At 45.2% G+C, this 19,446-nt stretch carries 21 protein-coding genes; 9 read left to right on the top strand and 12 right to left on the bottom strand.

Going from position 1 to position 19,446, the window contains the following annotated elements; genetic code table 11:
• Positions 1-46: 46 nt before the first annotated feature.
• From RJ60_RS01065 to RJ60_RS01055, 3 genes are read right to left on the bottom strand one after another with little or no spacing between them, the layout of a single operon-like run.
• Complete coding sequence (locus tag RJ60_RS01065) at positions 47-850, bottom strand: carbon-nitrogen hydrolase family protein (protein WP_103133854.1); 804 nt, start codon at positions 848-850, stop codon at positions 47-49.
• Complete coding sequence (locus RJ60_RS01060; protein WP_103133853.1) at positions 843-1,337, bottom strand: hypothetical protein; 495 nt, start codon at positions 1,335-1,337, stop codon at positions 843-845. The genes RJ60_RS01065 and RJ60_RS01060 overlap by 8 nt, the downstream gene beginning before the upstream one ends.
• Positions 1,337-2,053 (bottom strand): tetratricopeptide repeat protein, encoded by a 717-nt coding sequence (locus tag RJ60_RS01055; protein ID WP_099829086.1) that lies wholly within the window; start codon positions 2,051-2,053, stop codon positions 1,337-1,339. Before RJ60_RS01055 ends, RJ60_RS01060 begins: the two co-directional genes overlap by 1 nt.
• A gap of 81 nt (positions 2,054-2,134) precedes the next feature.
• Here RJ60_RS01055 and thiI point away from each other — a divergent pair, with 81 nt between their 5' ends.
• Genes thiI through RJ60_RS01035 form a run of 4 tightly spaced genes read left to right on the top strand, consistent with a single transcriptional unit; the run spans position 2,135 to position 5,443 of the window.
• A complete protein-coding gene (gene thiI / locus RJ60_RS01050) occupies positions 2,135-3,349 on the top strand; it encodes a tRNA uracil 4-sulfurtransferase ThiI (RefSeq protein ID WP_099829085.1) in 1,215 nt (404 codons plus the stop codon).
• Positions 3,324-4,076, top strand: a complete 753-nt coding sequence (locus RJ60_RS01045; RefSeq protein ID WP_099829084.1) for a 1-acyl-sn-glycerol-3-phosphate acyltransferase — start codon at positions 3,324-3,326, stop codon at positions 4,074-4,076. Before thiI ends, RJ60_RS01045 begins: the two co-directional genes overlap by 26 nt.
• A gap of 10 nt (positions 4,077-4,086) precedes the next feature.
• On the top strand, positions 4,087-4,617 hold the full coding sequence (locus RJ60_RS01040) for a bifunctional nuclease family protein (protein WP_099829083.1): 531 nt from the start codon (positions 4,087-4,089) through the stop codon (positions 4,615-4,617).
• Positions 4,604-5,443 carry a polyprenyl synthetase family protein gene (locus tag RJ60_RS01035; RefSeq protein WP_103133852.1) on the top strand — a complete coding sequence of 280 codons (840 nt, stop codon included), beginning with the start codon at positions 4,604-4,606 and terminating at the stop codon, positions 5,441-5,443. Before RJ60_RS01040 ends, RJ60_RS01035 begins: the two co-directional genes overlap by 14 nt.
• Position 5,444: 1 nt before the next feature.
• Here the strand turns inward: RJ60_RS01035 and RJ60_RS01030 are convergent, their stop codons facing one another.
• Positions 5,445-6,266, bottom strand: a complete 822-nt coding sequence (locus RJ60_RS01030) for a serine/threonine-protein kinase (RefSeq protein WP_258006146.1) — start codon at positions 6,264-6,266, stop codon at positions 5,445-5,447.
• Between the two features lie 84 nt (positions 6,267-6,350).
• On the opposite strand from RJ60_RS01030, the gene RJ60_RS01025 reads away from it, so the two are divergent.
• Positions 6,351-7,202 (top strand): PHP domain-containing protein, encoded by an 852-nt coding sequence (locus RJ60_RS01025; RefSeq protein ID WP_103133851.1) that lies wholly within the window; start codon positions 6,351-6,353, stop codon positions 7,200-7,202.
• Here RJ60_RS01025 and RJ60_RS01020 read toward each other — a convergent pair.
• The 7 genes from RJ60_RS01020 to argS form a co-directional block, all read right to left on the bottom strand.
• Entirely contained in the window at positions 7,164-7,352 is a 189-nt protein-coding gene (locus RJ60_RS01020; protein ID WP_103133850.1) for a MoaD/ThiS family protein, read from the bottom strand. The two genes, RJ60_RS01025 and RJ60_RS01020, sit on opposite strands and share 39 nt — an antisense overlap.
• Positions 7,336-8,244 carry a bifunctional enoyl-CoA hydratase/phosphate acetyltransferase gene (locus RJ60_RS01015; RefSeq protein WP_103133849.1) on the bottom strand — a complete coding sequence of 303 codons (909 nt, stop codon included), beginning with the start codon at positions 8,242-8,244 and terminating at the stop codon, positions 7,336-7,338. The genes RJ60_RS01020 and RJ60_RS01015 overlap by 17 nt, the downstream gene beginning before the upstream one ends.
• A gap of 85 nt (positions 8,245-8,329) precedes the next feature.
• Positions 8,330-9,136 carry an endonuclease VIII gene (locus RJ60_RS01010; protein ID WP_103133848.1) on the bottom strand — a complete coding sequence of 269 codons (807 nt, stop codon included), beginning with the start codon at positions 9,134-9,136 and terminating at the stop codon, positions 8,330-8,332.
• A gap of 532 nt (positions 9,137-9,668) precedes the next feature.
• Positions 9,669-10,346, bottom strand: coding sequence for a PspA/IM30 family protein (locus RJ60_RS01005; protein WP_103133847.1), 678 nt, complete (start codon positions 10,344-10,346; stop codon positions 9,669-9,671).
• A 58-nt stretch (positions 10,347-10,404) separates the two neighbouring features.
• The gene (locus tag RJ60_RS01000) at positions 10,405-11,493 is read right to left on the bottom strand and encodes a hypothetical protein (RefSeq protein ID WP_103133846.1); all 1,089 of its coding nucleotides are present in this window, start codon (positions 11,491-11,493) and stop codon (positions 10,405-10,407) included.
• Between the two features lie 311 nt (positions 11,494-11,804).
• Positions 11,805-13,121 (bottom strand): 23S rRNA (uracil(1939)-C(5))-methyltransferase RlmD, encoded by a 1,317-nt coding sequence (rlmD, locus tag RJ60_RS00995; protein WP_103133845.1) that lies wholly within the window; start codon positions 13,119-13,121, stop codon positions 11,805-11,807.
• On the bottom strand, positions 13,121-14,752 hold the full coding sequence (gene argS / locus RJ60_RS00990) for an arginine--tRNA ligase (RefSeq protein WP_103133844.1): 1,632 nt from the start codon (positions 14,750-14,752) through the stop codon (positions 13,121-13,123). Before argS ends, rlmD begins: the two co-directional genes overlap by 1 nt.
• A 163-nt stretch (positions 14,753-14,915) precedes the next feature.
• On the opposite strand from argS, the gene argF reads away from it, so the two are divergent.
• From argF to RJ60_RS00975, 3 genes are all read left to right on the top strand, one after another.
• Positions 14,916-15,857: an ornithine carbamoyltransferase gene (gene argF / locus RJ60_RS00985; RefSeq protein WP_099829076.1), complete on the top strand. Its 942-nt coding sequence runs from the start codon at positions 14,916-14,918 to the stop codon at positions 15,855-15,857.
• 8 nt (positions 15,858-15,865) lie between these two features.
• Entirely contained in the window at positions 15,866-16,804 is a 939-nt protein-coding gene (gene arcC, locus RJ60_RS00980; protein WP_103133843.1) for a carbamate kinase, read from the top strand.
• A gap of 91 nt (positions 16,805-16,895) precedes the next feature.
• Positions 16,896-17,447: a TetR/AcrR family transcriptional regulator gene (locus RJ60_RS00975; protein WP_099829074.1), complete on the top strand. Its 552-nt coding sequence runs from the start codon at positions 16,896-16,898 to the stop codon at positions 17,445-17,447.
• An 84-nt stretch (positions 17,448-17,531) separates the two neighbouring features.
• Here RJ60_RS00975 and RJ60_RS00970 read toward each other — a convergent pair whose 3' ends face one another.
• The gene (locus RJ60_RS00970; protein ID WP_103133842.1) at positions 17,532-18,176 is read right to left on the bottom strand and encodes a hypothetical protein; all 645 of its coding nucleotides are present in this window, start codon (positions 18,174-18,176) and stop codon (positions 17,532-17,534) included.
• Positions 18,177-18,250: 74 nt separating this feature from the next.
• Here RJ60_RS00970 and RJ60_RS00965 point away from each other — a divergent pair, with 74 nt between their 5' ends.
• Positions 18,251-19,345 carry an AI-2E family transporter gene (locus tag RJ60_RS00965; RefSeq protein ID WP_103133841.1) on the top strand — a complete coding sequence of 365 codons (1,095 nt, stop codon included), beginning with the start codon at positions 18,251-18,253 and terminating at the stop codon, positions 19,343-19,345.
• The last annotated feature ends 101 nt before the right edge of the window (positions 19,346-19,446 follow it).

The raw sequence follows: 19,446 nt of genomic DNA, 5'->3' as shown, positions 1-19,446 counted from the left end.
GACGGTATTTATTGTATCCCATGCGAATGAACCTGTCAACCGGGTTTCAACGATAAAGGTCATTCCTGAAGTTAGAAAAATACCCGTGTGAATCGCGGGTTTCACTGTACCGGTACTTCTTCACAAGCTTGGTATCAATATCGGTAGAAGCGAAGCCTTCTGCACCACCGCAATCTACAAGAATTTCGCCTGAGGGAGACACAATTCTGCTCTCTCCGACGAAGCTAATTGATCTACCGACTCCACATTGGCTTGCAGCAACGACAAAACATGCGTTTTCTATCGCACGAGCTCTCGTTGCAACATCGAAAATCGTTCTTCTCTCTCTCCCAAAAGCGAAGGGAATCAATAGAATCTCTGCTCCATTCAGACAGAGTTTTCTTGAGATTTCGGGGAATCCTACTTCGTAGCACATCAGCACTCCGAAACTGACTCCTGAATACTCGAATGACCTGAATTCGCTTCCAGGAGTGAAGACCTTTTTCTCGTCTCGAAAGAGATGAGTCTTGTTGTAGTAGATTGGTTCGAGGTACGGAAACATTATCACAGTGGAATTGAAAACGGCCCCATCCTTTCTGTTGACCATCCCACCTACTATGGCGATATCGTTATAATCCGCAAGTGCAGACAGAACTTCCACGGTTTCTTCTTGCATCTCAATCGCGTTGTTCACTGTGGTCTCGTCCGTTCCGTATCCACTATTGAACATCTCGGGAAGGAGCACTAGATCCACTTCTTCTTCTACTAGATTCTCTATGTAGTTAGTCGCTCTCTCAAGGTTTTCTCCAGGTTCATCGTTATACGCTCTAAACTGCACGATTCCGATTCTTACTTTACCTGCACTACTCATTACTGTCTTCACCACCGTGCATAAAAGGGTTCTTAGCCAAAGGTTTGAAAATCCTTCTGACATCCTGCGCAGCAACTAGCAGCATTAGTACTACCGTAAGAACGATTCCACTATTTCCCAGCCGAAAATAAGCTATTCTTCCCATAGCAACTCCTACCAGAATCCAGTATCCCAGCGAGAAGACCACTGCCAGCAGTCTTTTCTGGTGAAGTAAGCCGTAAAAGCCAGACACACCTTGAGCCGCAACCAGAATCATGACCTCGGTTCTGTAGATTGTGCCGGTTGTATCATGAAAGTAGCCGAATATGAGAACCACATAGAAAAGAATCATCGTGAGATTCTGTATTCTAGCCACTCGATCCGTCTTGTTTCCGAGAATCATTCCCGGAAGGATTACTAACACGGCTATCACCGAGTCTAAGAATTGGTAATTGAGAAATGGCATCAGGAAAAGCGGAACAAGCGAGAAAAGTATCCTATAAAGCATCAGTAACCGTTATCTTCAAGCCACTTCTGGGCCTTTTCCTTCGACTCCTGTCCTTGAGCAACAAAAGCCGGTTGCAGATCCAACTCAACAACCCTTTTGTAGTACTGCGCCGCCAGATCTTTCTTTTTCCATACTTCATACAGAACGGCCAGCTCGTAGTAGCTGTTGATGTATTCAGGATCATTTTCAATGGCCTTCAGGAATCGTTCTTCCGACTTTCCGTAATTTCGGTATGGCCAGGGAGTATCCCTATCTCTCATGCCTTTAGCAATAAACGGAAACGGGCTGTCGGGCATCAGTTCCATAGCTTTGTCAATACTCTTGTCGAAGTCAGATATCAGGAACATCGACTGGATTATGCCTGCCATTTGTGCCAGCTGACCGATTGCCGCCCCTTTCACGTAATATGCCATTCCGTAAGAGGCATCCATCTCTATAGCCTTCTCGGCAAGCTCTCTTGCCTTCTTATAATGAGTCTCTCTCGATTTCTTGTCTTCGATCCAGTTCGCGTATTCTCTGTGCGAATCAGCTAGCAAAGTAAGAATCTCTATGTTTCCCATGTCCTCCAACTCAAGCTTTCCTATGAACGCTGACATCATCTCTACATTCTCTAAAGCTCTTATTCCAACGAATTCAGAATACAGAGTCTCATAATCAGAAGCGAGGATCATGACTGAACACACGATCAAAAATACAACTGTAAGCAGTTTCTTCATGTAAAGGTACACCTCCCAAAGAAGATTGTATGATAGGAATATTATATAACTACATGATCAAAAGATGCCGGAGGAAGTTTGATGGATAAATTTCTAGTGGTTAGATATGGAGAAATCGCCCTTAAGCAAGGAAATAGGAAGTTGTTTGAGAAAACCCTGGTGAACAACATTAAGAGACAGCTTGGAAGCTCCACAGTAGAAAGAATCAGAGGGCGAATCATTGTTTCGGTACCCTCCGAGAGACTCAAAGCTGCTACAGAAGTTGCGTCAAGAACATTCGGAATTCAGAACTTCAGTGTCGGCACATGGACTTCATATGATCTGGAGGACATCTATCGAACTTCCGTTGACCTCGCTCATGAAGAGATTATGAGAGGAAGAAGAACCTTCAAGGTTGAAACAAGGAGGCTGGACAAGAGATTCCCGCTTAAGAGCATTGAACTGAACCCTTTAGTAGGTGAGCGGATTCTTGAGAAAATCCCTGAGACATCTGTTGATCTTCACAACCCCGATTTCAAAATCGAGATCGAGATAAGAGATGAGGGAGTTCTCGTTTCTTGCGGAAAGACAACCGCGAGCGGAGGTCTCCCGGTTGGAGTAAGTGGCAGAGCAATGCTTATGCTTTCTGGAGGTATAGACAGTCCTGTGGCAGGGTGGCTCGCTCAGAAAAGGGGGTTGGATCTAGATGCCATTCACTTCTCCAGTCCACCTTACACGGGAGAGAAATCTTTTGACAAAGTTCTCTCTCTTGCAAGAACGCTTTCTCTGTACAACGGGGGCAGGGAGTTCAGAATGTATTCCGTTCACTTCACCGAAGCTCAAATTGCTATCCATAAGCACGTTGAAGAGAGATACAGCCTTCTATGCCAGAGAAGGCTCATGATGAGAATCGCCAGCAAGATTGCCGAGAATAATGGGATAGTTGCTATCGTAACAGGAGAGAACCTTGGGCAGGTTGCCAGCCAGACTCTGGAAAACCTTAGGGTCATAGAAGAACAGACAGGTCTGATCGTACTCAGACCGCTCGTTACTTACGATAAAATCGAGACGATAGAACTGGCGAAGAGAATTGGCACATTCGATACATCGATACTGCCGTATGAAGATTGTTGTACTGTGTTTGTTCCTTCAAATCCAGCTACCAAAGCGAGATTATTTGATATCAACAGGGTTGAGGCCGGTCTTGACTTCGAAGACTTAGGTGCAATAGCACTTGACAAGTCGAGAATGTACAGGTTGAAGAATGGAGAGGTATTGGAGGTAGGAGTCATTGGGGTTCCTCAAGAAGATTCTTAGTCTGCTCGTTACGATCTGGATAGCCGTAATCGGGGTTCTTTACATCTACGTTTACGGGGGAATCATTATTCTAATCGGAAATCTCATAGGTAAGCTCAAGGGGAAGAAAGAGCGGAAGACATTCATATCCCGCGAAGTGTCGAGGTTTGGCCGTGCGGCCTTTATTCTTTCAGGTTCAAAAGTTAAGGTAGTAGGCAAAGAAAACGTGCCGCAGACAGGCTCTATGGTGATAGTCGCAAATCATCAGAGCGCATTCGACATTCCTCTGATTCCCGGCTATGTGTACGCAGAAATCTCTTTTATTGCGAAGAAGGAATTATCGAAGATTCCGGGAATCAATTGGTTTGTTAGCGCTCTCGACGGAGTGTACATCGAAAGGGGAAACAAATCGCAGACCGCAGGAGCAATGAGAAAAATATTCCGGATACTGAAAGAAGACGGAACGATTCTGCTCTTTCCAGAAGGAACGCGGAGCACCGGCGGTGAGATTGGGGAATTCAAAGAGGGAAGTCTTTCAATACCCTTTAAGCTTGGAATAAGGGTTCTGCCTGTTGCCCTGGACGGAACACGAAATCTCCTTAAGAAGAATAGCTTCCTAATAACTCCGTCAAGGATATCTCTTTCGATATGTAAACCGGTCTTGCCCGAAGATTTCGAATCCGAGGAAGAGTTCAGTGAAGCAGTCTATAATATAATTAAGGGGTCACTGGAATCACTTAGAAATTGAGGTGGGTTTTATGTTACAGGTAAGACTCAGAGGTCTGGCTCTTGATCAGAGCAATTCTCCGGTAGTCATACTAGAAGTCGAAAAGACAAACAAAGGCTTTGGAATATGGATAGGTCCGTTTGAAGCTGAGGCTCTTGCCCTTGCAGTGAGTGGAAAGGACTTTCCCAGACCGTTGACGTACGATCTGTTCTTGAATACAGTCTTACAGCTTGGCGGGACTTTCGAAAAGGCGGTTATCGGCCAGGTGAAAGACAACATATACTACGCTTCCTTGCACTTACAGGACAGAAACGGTCAGCTGCATGTTATTGATGCGCGTCCTTCAGACTGTTTGGTGCTTGCAGTGAAGAAAGGTTTTCCGATATTCGTGGAAGATGCCGTTTTCATGGAAAGCTCTATTGATTTGAGCAGTCTTCAGGCCGATGCTCTTCACCAGGGTCAAGAAGAAGACAATGATAGCTTCAAGAAATTCGTTGAGAACCTTGACATCGAAGAACTGAAAAAACACTTCAGAAGAGACCAGGATAATGAGACTAGCTGAGTTCATACCATTCTTCAATCGAAGACTTGAACAGTTTCTAGATGGGTTGCCGGTCGCCGGACCCTTGAAAGAGGTCGTTTCTTACACTCCCCTATCAGGGGGAAAGAGACTTAGAGCATATCTTATCTGGGAGCTCTCAAAGGTTACGGCTTTTGGAGATGAAAACTCCATGACTGCCGGCATGGCTGTCGAACTCTTCCACAGCGGAAGCCTCATCCACGACGACTTACCTGAAATAGACAACGACAGTATTAGGCGTGGTCAGCCTTCTAGTCATGTGAAGTTCGGCGAGTGCAAAGCCATACTTGCCGGGGACTATCTTATGTTGTTACCTCAAAGACTCCTCTCTTCTCTGAACCTCGACTGTGATTTCAAACAGACTTTGATCAAACTATGGCATGAGACTTCGCTGAAAGTTGTTGAAGGCGAATTTGAAGATGTGTTTCCCCAAGAAAGATCCAGAGAACAGATGGAGAGAATTCATGCCGCAAAGACCGGCGCCCTTTTCGGCTTCTGCTTCGCGGCTCCATTTGTGGTGGAGAGCGAACAGAGGCTCAATGAGATGCATCGATTAGGCTTAAAATTCGGTAAGCTATTTCAGTTTTTGGACGACATAAAAGACGTAACCTCCACAGAGCGAGAACTCGGAAAGACTCCGGGAAAAGACGGAATCCAAGACAAACTGACCATTCTTTCGTTTGAATCGATTGAAAGTGCTCAGTCAAGAGTTGAAGGGATGTTTCATAAGCTTCTAGAAGAAATATCCGTCTTCACAGATCTAAAGAGCGAGATGGTGGAAATCTACGACCTCATCACGAGAAGATAAGCTAAAACCCAAGAAACCTTGATTTCAAGGCTCTTCTGAAATCGTTTGCGTTTGAGTATCTCTTCTCTGCAACCAGAGACATCGATTTGTCTAGAATGCGCCTCGCTTTTCTTGTGAACTCATCAAATACAAGCGGAATTCCTTTCATTCTATCTGTCGAAGGAACTGGATCTCTTCCACAAAGAAGGAAGTATAGAATCCCTCCTACAGAATAGACATCCCATGAAGAACTGGGACGCGAGGACGAAAAGAACTTCTCAGGACAGGCATAACTCAGGGAGACCACTTTCGAGAGAGAGTTGATAAGGTAGACATCCTTCAGACAGGCCGCACCAAAATCCATCACCTTGATTTTACCGTAGTCCGTCATCATCACGTTTGTTGGTTTTAGATCACTGTGAATATAGCCTCTATTGTGAATAGATGCGACTCCCTTCAGAATCTCATCGATTACTTCATAAGCCCTCGAATCCTCCATTGCCCCATCTGCTCTTACTGCATCTCTCAAGGTCTTTCCGCTTAAGAACTCCATAACGTAGTAGGCGGTGTTGTTTTCTGTGAAAAGATCAAGAACCTTCACAACCCTGTCATCTTCGATTTTGGACAGAATAGTGAACTCCTCTGAGAAAGAAGAAAGTTTCTCATAATATACATCCTTCAGATCACTGTCTACTGGCTTTACATTGTTGTTTTCTCTTTCAACACCTCTTGGAAAGAACTCCTTCACGGCCACTTTAGTTCCCATGTGAAAATCCGAGCACAAATAGGTCAGCCCGAACCCGCCCCTCCCCAATGGCTCGATCACTCTGTAGCGCTTCTTCAAAATCGTCCCTTCGCCGAGGTAGTATTCTATTATGATCACCTCTAGTAGAATAATATCATCATTGCAAGAAAAGGCGGTAGACAAATGGTAGTTGATTTTCACTGTCATTCCGATCATTCGGACGGAACTGACCCGGTTACGATAGTAGTTGAGAAGGCTCATGAAAAAGCTATATCTGTTCTTTCTATCACAGATCACGACACGCTTTCCGGTCAGAAAGCTGCTGCAGAGCTTTCTTCGAAGATGGGTATTGCTTACGTAAAAGGAGTGGAGATTGGTTGTGATTTTCACGAGACTCTGGATATATTGGGTTACGGAATGATTTCTACAGAAGACTCAATCGAAAAACATCTTGAACAGATACGACTAAAGAGGAACCTAAGAAATACAAGGATTCTCTATAAGTTGCGTTCACTTGGAATCGATATAACTGATGAAGAGCTGGAAAGCTCGTTTCCGGGCGAGAGTCTTGGAAGGCCTCACATTGCAAGCCTGATTGTCAAGAAGGGTTACGCTGATTCAATAGAACAGGCTTTCTCTCGGTTCATCGGGAGAGAGGGAAGAGCATACGTAGAGAAAGAAAAACTATCGATTAAAGCCGCCATAGAACTCATCCTTTCTGCCGAGGGCATTCCAGTCCTGGCTCACCCTCTTTCCATGACGCTCGATCGTGATCAGACCATAGAGATGGTAAGAACAATGAAATCTTACGGTCTGAAAGGAATCGAGGTGTTTTACAAGACGTACGATATGGAGACAAGGAATGATCTTCTTGAGATCTCGAAGGAACTTGATCTACTTGCCACAGGCGGCAGCGACTACCATGGAGAGCACAAAAAGAATCTTGAACTAGGTGTTGAGATCCCTGATAACTTTGTCTGCAGCTTCCTTGAATCTCTACCCACCCACGACAGCTTTGATGATCAAGACCTCTGAACCGTCATCAAGAAAACTGTCCAGATCAGCCATTTTTTTGTCCTTCAATACTATGTACCGATCGGAATCAACGTCCAGACTGATAAGAAGTTCTCTGACTGAAATTCCGCCTTCAAGATCCAGAACTTCATCTTCAAACACTACTTTCATTATTATCTCCTAATGAGTAACTTGCCAAAGCTATCGAAGCAAGTTTTGAAGGAGCGGAGTCGGCTCTAGAAACAATGACGATGGGCGCCGCAGCTCCGAGAATCAGCCCCGCAATTGTTCCGCCTGCAAGGTATACTGCCGATTTTCCCAAGATGTTTCCGCTTACGATATCCGGAACAACAAGCAGATCTGCCTTTCCTGCAACTGGACCAGATATCCTCTTAATCTCTGCTGCTATAATCGATAGTGCGTTATCCATTCCTAGAGGTCCATCCACATCGCACCCGGTGAGCTGTCCTCTTTGAGACATCTTCGAGATAACCGCAGCATCAAGCGTTTCCGGCATATCTTCATTTACAACTTCTACAGCAGCAACCAATGCCACTCTTGGTCTTTCGTACCCGATGGACTTCAGAAAGGCGACCGCGTTCTCAATTATCGATACTTTTGTCGGCAAATCTGGTCGGATCACCATACCGCCATCAGTAACAAAAACCACCCTATCAAGTACCGGGACATCTAGAGCCGCAACATGGCTCAGAACTTTCCCCGATCTCAGACCCCAATCCTTGTTAAGAACAGCCTTGAGCAGTGTCGATGTCTTGACAAGGCCTTTCATAACAATGTCGGCGTCTCCTGACCTCACAAGTCTAATACCCTTCTCGCAAGCTTCTTCGGGAGTTGACGCATTGATTACTTCACCATAGAGTCCCTCTTCACTAAGAATAGCTCTAGTCTTTTCTTTTTCTCCAACCAGAAAAGGCTTCGCTATTCCTTCATCGGATGCAAGTTTAAGAGCCCTGATGGCCTCGCGGTCGTCAGAACCAACAAGAACTACCTTTCGTGGCCCCCTTGCTTTAGCCAAAGAAAGCATCTCAGAAAAATCTCTCAACTGAAACCCTCCTCGCCTTTACTACTTTCGTTATAAGTATACCTCATGATTTGAGAATTCTATGCAAACCGTGTACTGAAAGGAGTTATCTCTCTAGCCAACGAGAGGTATACACGTTATATCCTTTGACATTTAGGACAGAAGTAGATCTTGCCCCCAAATAATCTTGTCTCTCAATGTTTCTGCCGCATCTAGGGCAGGGCCCACCATAGGTAGTTCTTCCGATTTTCGTCGTGTATTCACCAGCTTTTCCAAACAGGTCTCTTTCAGTTTCCCTACCACCGTTGTCGGCCATGTTCTTGAGCACGTTCTTTATGGAGTTTAATAGCCTTTGCCTATCGTCGGAAGAAAGCGAATCCACCTTTGCCTTTGGATGAAGCTCCGCAGTCCATAAGATATCCTGCAAAGTGCCGTTACCAAGACCCGGTATTCGCTGTTCGGTTGCCAAAAATGCCTTTAGACTGAGCTTCTCGGACTTCTCAGTCTCGAAGAGTCTCAAATAGTAGCTCTCATCGAAATCACTGTGCAGGGGAGAAGGTTTTTCCTGTGCAACTGAATAGTAGATGTTGTCAAAGCCTCCTTGGCTGAAACACCACAGTCCGCCGTATAACTGAATGCCTACGCACAAGAATGAACCATCACTGAACTCAATTGTTAGTCGTGACTTCCGATTCGGTTCTTCATTTCGATCAAACAGCCTGGGAATGGCTCCATTGGAGAATAAAATCCGCTTGTCGTCAGCCATGATTTCAACCATTCCACCGATTGCCCTGCCCCCGCAGATGTATGAATCGCGCATTAGAGTATCGTAATCGTTGGGGTCGCCAAGGTAGAAAGAGAACCTGCCAGGACTTCGCGGGATCTTAATACCTTTGATTCTCTTACCAGCCATGCCCTAATTGATCTGATCTGCCAGTACCACGACCTCTGGAATCTCAATCATAGAAACCTCCGGTTTACTGTACCATATTCTTGAGAACAAACTTCTATGAAGGGCGGCGGCTAGAAGTACACATCCTCCTATTCCAGATATACACCTAGAAGTAACCCTCCACCAGTACGGGGGAAGCGTCTCGCCAAACTGCCGGAAGAGTGGGAATCAGCTCAGTCACTTCGGGACACCCCGTGAGAATTCATACTTCAGTCTCTTATCAAGAAAGCTTCACTCACAGACTTTACTCTGAAAAAAGTCCCGGGTTCGGCCCCGGGATATTCTATGCCTCTGATTCTCAAAACATTATTCATCGCGCAGATTCATGAGCTGCATCTCTCATCTAGCACTTCATGAAAGACGAGAACAACAGAACCATCGTATGCAAGCAACTGATGAATCTAATCTTAGTTAGCTCCAGTAGTTTCTCCACACCTTCAGAGAAATGACACACTCTCGCCGCCGCCATATCCCTTGCACAGAGGCCAAGACTTTAAAGTCCCAATTCCTTCTTCATCTGTTCAAGCTCTTCATCAACTGCGAACGAACTCTTGGCGGCGTATTTTTCTTCGAGTGATTTTGCTTTGTCTATAGGTTCAGTATTGAGTTCTGACATGGCATTTGCTTCATCCAGCATCTTCTGAGCCTTTTCTTCCATTCTTCCCACAGCGTCCACTACGCCCTTGGTTTTCCCTGCGGCAGAACTGACTTCATTGATCTTCTTCTGTGTCTTAGCGACTGCTACTTTCGTCTTTATCATCGCTCGCTTCGATTTTAGAGACTCGATATCCGAAACCAGCTTGTCGTGAAGCTGCCGCATTTTCACGGCGTTTTCATGGGCCGACGCATATGCAGTCATCAGGCCCGCCCCGACATTCTCCAGTTCCTGCTTCTTGGCAATGAAGACTTTGGCATCCTCATCGTTTTTCGCTAGTAAAGCTCTCTTAGCAAAATCCGAGTATTTCGCGACTTCTCCCATGTTCTCGTCAACCAAGCGCTTTGTTCTAGTCTCTTCCGCAATTACACCAGCCGTTCCTCGCTTCACTTCCGCGAGATCTTCTGTCAGTTCTCGAAGATACTGATCGATCATCTTCGAAGGATTCTCCATTTTGTCGAGAAGAGCATTAACATTTGACTTAATAATGTCGTTGAACCTGTCGAGAATTCCCATTTTGTCCTCCTGTAATCAAGCCATTATGGCTCGTGCTATTGTTTCTGATGTTCTAACACTAACTTTCTTTATCTTCCTGATACTTCTTGGCCAAATCATCGACTTCCTTATCGCCAAATGTCTCAAGAGGAGTGTTCAAAATCTCTTGAGTTCGCTTCGCTTCGATATTCTTCTGTTTCTTCACGTTGCTCCACCAGAAAAGCAGCAACACGATGAGCGCAATTATTCCTATAATAATGAACACCGGAATCCATGGCGACCTTGTAACAGTCATTATTCGATCTGCCGCATCTCTAAAGGCTTTACTGAAGAATTCCTCATCTGAAAGTCCTTCGTAGTAATAGTACTTGTCTATATAATCGAGCAGAATGTCCGCAGCCCCATCGTCGATTACAGTTTTGGCCTGACTTCCGCACACATACCGATCCATATACGCATCACCATATTCAAAAAACACTAGAAGACAATGAGCCTCATCTGTGAAAAGATCATCGTAAAGGCTCTCAGCAAAAGCAGCTAGGTCCTCAACCCTGGGGAAGTGCGATCCATTTACAGTATCTGTAATGAAAAGATAGGGTTGAACTCCGGTCTTCTGATAAAAATGCTTCATTCCGTCAAGAAGGGTCGTTTGGTTGTTTATCCAGCCAAGCTCATCGGTATAGTATGGAGTTTCATTTACTGAGCCCTTTGGAAGAGGCTCTCTTGCAATAGTTGATCTCGTTATTTCCACATTAGTGTTCGTCCTTCCGCACGAAGAGAAGACGCCTGAAGAAACAAGGATGACTAACACAACTGCGATTATAATTACCCCGAATCCGAAACCGCTACAACCCCCGCACCCCGCACAACCGGCTGCCGCACTAGACCCTGAGCTAGTTGAAACAGATCTTCTTACACCTGAAGTTGGAACCCTGAAAGGAAACGCAGATATCCTTTTTCCAGAAGAACCGCCGAGCCCTGTTGATGGCTTCTTGCTGGTTGTATTGCTGGGAGTGTTTCCTCCTGAGCTACTACTGGAACTGCTTCTTGTGGAACCTCCACTCCGACTACTGCTAAGTGAGCCACCGCTTCTTCCACCACTGCTTCTACTGCTGGATGATGATCCACCACTACTCCTGCTCGAAGAACCCCCACTCCTTTTACTCATCTCTTATCTCCTTTCAAGCAGAGAACCTCTCAGCCTATTATAGGTGAACGGAACGATAATTGTACCCTAAGAAACGAGTATCCGACTGGCAAATCTATCGAGTACCGAAATGTGAGTTGGAGATGCGATGCTCTTTTTCGAAATCTACCAACCTTGATTCTCGTAAGCATATCCAATTGAACTAGATGGTTGTTTTTTTGTGTGCCTCATTTCCAGGGCAGTGAGAATCGCCGCAAGTATACTCGTCTTTCTTTTCCTCAAAAGTCTCCTCTTTCGGCTATCAACTGCAAGAAAACGGGTTTCTCAAGCCGCTAGCCTTTCTCGAGACGGACAACAGTCTCCACATGCCACGTTTGAGGAAACATGTCAAAGGCCTTTATCGAAGAGATTTTGAATCCTGCTTCTACTAACCTGGAAACATCTCTCGCAAGAGTAGCCGGATCACAGGAAACATAGAATATCGTAGAAGGATTAACCTTTTGGAGCAACACAATATCATCGCCGACTCCGGACCTAGGAGGATCAAGGATTATCGTCGAGAAGTGGGTCTCGATCGACTTCAAGTATTCAATGGTATCGCTCATAATCAGGTCAGCGCCGAACATTCCATTGATGTTCGAATTAGCTTTGAGAGCCTTTACTGAAATTGGATTTGATTCGACGGATGTGACGTTCTTCATCTGGCTGCCAATAGTGATGGAGAAGGTTCCTATCCCGCTGTATAGATCAAGAAGTGAATCGCCTTGAGATGACCCAAGTTCGCAAGATATGTGCCTAATAATCGACTCTGTTATTTGGAGATTATTCTGAAAGAATGCAGCAGGAGGAACCTCGAATCTCTTTCCAAAAAGCTCCTGTTCGAGGAGACCTTCTCCAAAAAGCGTTCTCGAAACCCCACGCATAACAACCCTGTCATTTGCGTTCATGAGATGTACAAGAGTAGTTACCTCTCCAAGTCTATTCTTCACCTCATGAACCAACCTGCTCTCATCAGGGAGATGCTCACCCTTCGTAACCAGTATTGCCATTATCCCGCTTCCATTACCCCTGAGAATTAGGTGCTTGAGTTCGCCTTTGCCGTTCGCCTGGTTATAGGGTCTGACTGAGGTTCTTCTCAAAATGCCTTCCATAAAGGCCCTCACCTTTTCAAAACCTTCAAGACCCAATACGCATCCTTGACAGCTAACCGGTGACTTGCTTTTTCTTCTGTAAAGCCCAAGAGAGAGTCCGTTTTTTCCCTGAAAACAAACATACTCCATTTTCAGTCTGTAATTGATCTCCTTTGGTGAAGCGACTATATCGAACTCGTCTAGATCGATCTTGCCAACTCTGCCGAACTGCTCCGCAATGATCTTCTTCTTCCATAAGAGCTGCTCCGGGTATTCCAGAGTCTGCCAATCACAACCCCCACATATTGGAAAGCTTCTACAGAGTCTCTCTCTTCTTGAATTTGAAGGGGTTATGATCTTCTCAACTTTCATCAGGCGAAAATCGCTCTTTCCCTTCTTTCTGCTAGCAAGCACAGCTTCTCCGGGATAACCGGCATCAAGCAGGGCAACCTTCCCGTCTTTTGTCCTGGCAAGTGAGAACCCACCTGCGATAAGCTTTTCGATCCTCAGTTCTTCCATCACATGCTGTCGGGAGCCTCAACGCCAAGAAGCTCCAGCCCGCCTTTGAGAATATTCTGAAGCGCCTTGCACAAAGCTAATCGAGCCCCCGACAAAGCCGGATTCGCGGGATCGACAATTATGTTTTTGTTGTAGTATGCGTGAAAAGCTCTTGATATATCCTCTAGATAGGAAGTCAGGCGATTCGTCCTGTAATCGGCAACTACTGAATCAAGTATTTCAGGGAAGATGGTCAGCAGTTTTATAATTCTTCTGTCATCCTGACTGTCAAGCAATTCTAGAGAATCGCCTGAGACAGCTACGCTCTTCTCCTGTGCAGTCCTGAAGACGTTGCTTATTCTTGCATTTGCGTACTGGACATAGAATACCGGGTTGTCATTGGACTTCTGTCTTGCCAGGTCAATATCGAACAGCATGTGAGTGTCGGGATCAAACATCGCAAAGAAATACCTCGTCGAATCGACACCGACCGCTTCTACAAGTTCATCGAGTGTCGTGAATTCACCTCTTCTAGTTGACATCTTGACAACTTCGCCCTCTCTCTTCAGGTTCACATACTGGTGAATTATCACATTGAGGAAATCGTCTTCAATTCCGAGAGCTTTCATTGCGGCCTTCATTCTAGGTATGTGACCCATGTGATCCGCTCCCCAAATGTCGAAAACTTTCTCGAAATTCCTTTGATGCTTATTGTAGTGGTATGCAATATCGGTCATGAAGTACGTGTTTGTCCCGTTAGATCTGACTAGAACCTTATCGTCATCTTCAACAAAACTTGAGACTCTGAGCCACTTCGCACCTTCTGATTCATATGTAAGCCCCTTTCGATCTAGTATCTCAATGACTGATTTCACAGTTCCGTCTTCAATTAGCGAACTCTCAAAAAACACGTTGTCAAATTCCACTCTCAATGTCCTCAAGGTTCCAAGAATATCTTCAAGCATCTTCCCAAGAGCGTACTTCTTGAAGTAACTCTCAGAGTCGTCATTCCAGACACCTTTAAAGCGCTCACCTACTTCTCCTGCAAGATCTCGCGCAATGTCAATTAGGTACCCTCCCTGGTAGCCATCTTCAGGAAGCTCCTCTTCCAGACCGAGGAGTTGATTATACCTTACCCAAAGAGAGCGCCCGAGAAGCCCTATCTGTCTACCTGCATCGTTGATGTACATTTCCCTTTGAACCCTGTAACCTCTCGAAAAGAAGACCCTATATAGAACATCTCCGAATACTGCCTGACGACCATGGCCAACAGTGAAGGGACCGGTTGGATTTGCACTTGCGAATTCGAGTTGAATGCTTGTTTCGCCCGTCTTTTTCCAGAAATCCGGAGTTTGAAGAATGTTCTCCAAGACCGATGAAACATATTTCGAAGAGAAATCAACATTTATGAACCCCGAACCAGCTACCTCAACTCTGCTGTAATCTAGCTCCTTGCTGAGACTCTCAGAAATCAATGTGGCAATTTCTCTTGGGCTTTTCTTGAGAGTCTTTGACAGCATGAAAGCAACATTTGTCGATAAATCCCCAAATCCCTCAGGAGGCATCTCGATCTTGAAGTCAATCGTCTCGTCTTCAATGGCGAACTCCCTAATTGCATTTTTTACTGAACTTTCCAACTTCTCCTTGAACACCGGGCACCTCCGAATTAGGGCAATATACCTTAGCATACAAAAGCATAACACCGCATTGTTGTGATATGGTTTAATCCACGTTTCCTCGAGCCAATAAACGCAATTGAAAGCCGGAACTTATATATGTATTATATTAGAGATAACCAAAACAAGGAGGGTTAAGATGGGCGTAAACTTAAAAGGGAGAAGCTTTTTGACGCTACTTGATTTCACAAGCGACGAGATTCGTTATCTTCTGGATGTAGCCAGACAGGTTAAGGTCGAGAAGAGAGCCGGAACACCAACCGTCAGATTTGCAGGGAAGACTCTGGCAATTGTCTTTGAAAAGCGCTCCACACGAACAAGAACTGCATTCGAGACTTCCTTCGGAGAAGAAGGTGGGCATGCTGTCTTTCTTTCGAAAGACGACATTCATCTGGGAGTGAAAGAAGACCTTAAGGATACCGCACGAGTCCTGGGAAGAATGTTTGATGCGATAGCTTTCAGAGGCTTCAAACAGGAAACCGTTGAAGTGCTATCTCAGTGGTCAGGCGTTCCCGTGTACAACGGCCTAACAGATCTGTACCATCCAACTCAGATTCTCGCCGATTTCATGACGATTGAAGAGACACTCGGGACTTTGAAGGGGCGAAAACTCGTCTTCGTTGGCGATTCCAGAAACAACATGGCCAACTCTCTTATGATAGGTTCTGCGAAGATGGGTTTGCATTTCGTTGCATGCGGCCCAAAGAGCCTTCACACAGACCCGGCGATAGTTGATAAGTGCAGGGAGCTTGCGAAAGAGTCTGGAGCTAAAATTGAGGTTACTGAAGACGTGGAGAAGGCACTGATGGATGCCGATGCGGTTTACACCGATGTTTGGGCATCTATGGGAGAAGAAGCAAAGCTGCAGGAAAGAATAGCCCTTTTGAAGCCCTATCAGGTAAATGCCGAGATGATGAGAAAGACTGGAAAGGCGGAGACGATCTTCCTTCACTGCCTCCCCGCAGTCAAAGGAAACGAAGTGACTGAAGATGTCTTTGAGAGTCCCATTTCAAGAGTCTTTGAAGAAGCCGAGAACAGAAAGCACACAATTAAGGCAGTTATGATAGCCACACTGCTATAGGGGGAAAAATGAAGAGAATCGTTGTTGCAATAGGTGGCAATGCTCTAAATAAACCAAACGAAAAACCAACTGCAGAAATTATGGAGAAGAACCTCCTCTCAACTACCTCTTATCTCGCAGATCTTGTAGAGGAAGGTTATGAACTGATAATCACACACGGAAACGGCCCGCAGGTGGGCAACTTGTTGGTTCAACAGGATATGTCAAAAGACGTATTCCCCCCTTTTCCGATCGATGTAAACGATGCAATGACTCAGGGATCTATTGGCTACTTGATTACTCAGACCCTGAACAATGAGCTTCTGAAGCGAGGCAAAAGAAGAGACATTGCGTGCGTTCTGACTCAAATCGTAGTAGATAAGGAAGACGAGGGATTCCTGCACCCTTCAAAGCCGGTCGGACCGTTCTATGATGAGAAGACCGCTAAGGAACTTGAAAGAACCAAAGGCTGGACTGTGAAAGAAGATGCGGGTAGGGGTTTTCGTCGTGTAGTCCCCTCTCCGATACCACTTGATGTGCTGGAGATTGAACCGATACGAGAGATGATCAACGATGGGACAATTGTTGTTGCGGCAGGCGGTGGAGGAATTCCGGTTGCTAGAGATGAGAGGGGAATGATAAAAGGTGTAGAGGCGGTCATCGATAAAGATAGAGCATCCGCACTGCTTGCGAAATTGATTGATGCCGATGCCTTAGTAATTCTTACTGGTGTCGACCACGCATACATAAACTTTGGAAAGAAAGACCAAAGAGAACTGAGGGTAGTTACTGTCGAAGAAGGTAAAATGTTGATCGATGCCGGTCACTTCGCAAAGGGAAGCATGCTGCCGAAAATAGAATCAGCAATTGAATTTGCTTCAAGAACGGGAAAGGAAGCAATAATAACCTCTCTGGAGAAGGTCGACCTGGCACTTAGGGGAAAGTCGGGCACAAGGATTATTCCATAAAAAGAAGCCGGGTATTTCCCGGCTTCGCCGTTCACTTTCAAACACAATGTGATATAATGTGTTATACGAATGATTGAAAGGGGTGACGACAGTGCGTGGACAAGAAACGAGAGAGAGAATTATGGAAGCCGCTATACAGGTGATCGCTGAGGAAACAATTGAGGGACTGAGCACACGAAAGGTTTCAAGCATCGCAGAAGTCAATCTTGCTGCAATTCACTATCACCATCGCTCCAAAGAGGGAATGCTCATAGATCTATCCAGGCACATTCTGAACAACTACGTACTTCCAAGACTCGAACCACTCATCGATCAAGCCAAACAACCCGTTGAGATTGCCAGGGATCTCTATGCCGAGGTGCTAAAGCTTTATTCCGAAAGATCTGACATAATGGTTTCTCTTGTTTATCTTTGGCTTCATGGAATGAAGAACAAAAGGGTAAGAGAGATTCTAATCAACGCAAGAGCCGACTTCTACGATAGAGTCGAGAGGGCTCTAGGAGCTTCTATGTCCATGAGAAGAGCTTCCAAGGTATCCCATCGCCTCTTAACCTACATGGCGGGTAAGGTTATGGAGATGTCCGTCGATGGAGAGATGTCCGACGAAAAAGAAGTAGATGAGATAGCAAAACTCCTTTCATGAACTTGTCGGTATGAGGATTATTCATCACAGGAGCAGATACATATATTGCCATTCCTGTCAAGGAGCAGGAAAAGACTTCGCTTCTCAGTTAAGAAATCCTAGATTCAGCTGTATCCCCACGAAACTGTAAGCAGGAAAAGGGTTGAAAGAGGCGAGATCGTCTTTGACTTCCCACTTCAGTGTGCCGACCAGTTCAATACTTTCAATATTTACAAAGTAAAACTTCTTGTCAATATCCAGTCTTCTCCTCGCTGAGAACCCCACAGAGGTGTAGCTTTTCTTTTCAGTCTCGCCGGCTACCTTCTGAAATCTTCCCAGAGTGGCACTGACAGTACTCAAATAGTTGTCAAAGAATACTTCTGTTTTCAGTTGCCCACCAAGGAAGGATGCGTCAGGCGCAGAATATTCATACAGGCCGCTAACTTCCAGATACACAACATTGAAGTCATATCCTAACTCTGCAACCACCCTCGCTTCCTCCAGTGAAGAAAATGAGACGCGGGACGCGACATGAAAGTTGCCATCGTAGCCAAGAGTGAAGTATGAACCCTCATCGATGAACCAACCGGCCTCTAGAAAGGGAAGTATGCCGATCCTCAATCCCACATCTTTGAAACCCAGCATAGCCTTCACCGATCCGGGAGACAGTATTCTTGAAGAGTGAGTTGATCCAAATGACATCACAGAAATTAAAAAAAACACGATCACTATAATATATACTCTTCTCATAGGACACCTCAGTTCCAAAATATACATAATGAGTATACAACAGATTTGCCATTATTCTCCTGCGGAGGGCCAATATGAAGACAACAAAATTCTGGGTTCTTGGGTATTTCATAGCAATCTTCATGACTCTTTTTCTCTTTCCTATGACTTCTCGAGTCTTAGGCCTGGCATTTATATTCTCGCTAATAATCAATACACCGGCACGGTTCGTCAGCAGAAAGATCCCTAAAGGAGCTCTCAAGATCATCACAGGTATTGCCCTTCTTACATTCATGGTCTTCCTAATATACAGCGCTATTCCAATAACCGTAAGAGGAGTGAGCAGCCTATCTACCGAGTTAGGTTCACTGTTCAATGACGGAGCGTTTGACAAGTGGTTAGAGAAGCTTCCTCCTTTTGTTTCCGAAATTACAGTCGATATCGTTGAAAGTGCGTCTCAGTGGCTGAGTGATGCAGCGATCACGATCGGACAGTACGTTGCATCAAACATAACTTCATGGATTACCGGAGTTGTGCTGCTTATCATAGCGGGATTTGTTATTGCTCGCAGAACCGGTTTGATTCAAAAAGTCGCGCCAATACTTTTTCCCGGTTGCGACCAGAATAAGGTTGGCAGTTTTTTTGACTCACTTTACAAGGATTTTCAGACCTACATAGGTGGCCAGCTGATCATTGCGCTTTTTGTAGGGACCATTATTGGTATCGGATCTGCAATAATCGGAGTCCCAAACGCAATATTCCTCGGATTGCTCGCCGGAATAACAAATTTCATCCCGTATTTGGGAGTAGTACTTACATCCATTCCAATGATAGTGCTTTCTTTCGTCAGCAAGGGTTTTTGGGGGGTTGTCGGAGCCATTGTTCTGCTTGTGTTCGCAAACCAGATAGAGATTTGGTTTCTCTCTCCGAAAATCCTGTCGAATATAGTCAAGATCAACTGGTTCATAGTTCTTGTATCTATAATTGGATTTGGAGAACTCCTAGGTGTCTTCGGAGTGGTTTTTGCCGTTCCAATTCTGATATTCGTCAAGAGATTCTGGATGGACTTCGTCCTCAAGGAAAGGGGTGAAAACAATTGGGAATCTACGATAGAGACTGGTACAAAGAAAGTCAAAGAGGAGAATCCCCAACTCCAGGAAGAAAACCAGACAAATTCACAAAAGGACTGATTGTTGGTTTAGTAGTTGGATTCATCATCGGGTTCCTGGTCTTTGGCTTTATTTGATCAAGTACAAAAAAGGGGCGGCTAGCTGGTCGCCCCTTCTGAGTA

This window comes from Mesotoga sp. B105.6.4 (genome assembly GCF_002896535.1).
GTDB lineage: Bacteria > Thermotogota > Thermotogae > Petrotogales > Kosmotogaceae > Mesotoga.
The sequence above is the reverse complement of the archived record's forward strand: the minus strand, read 5'-3'. Positions and strand labels throughout refer to the sequence as shown.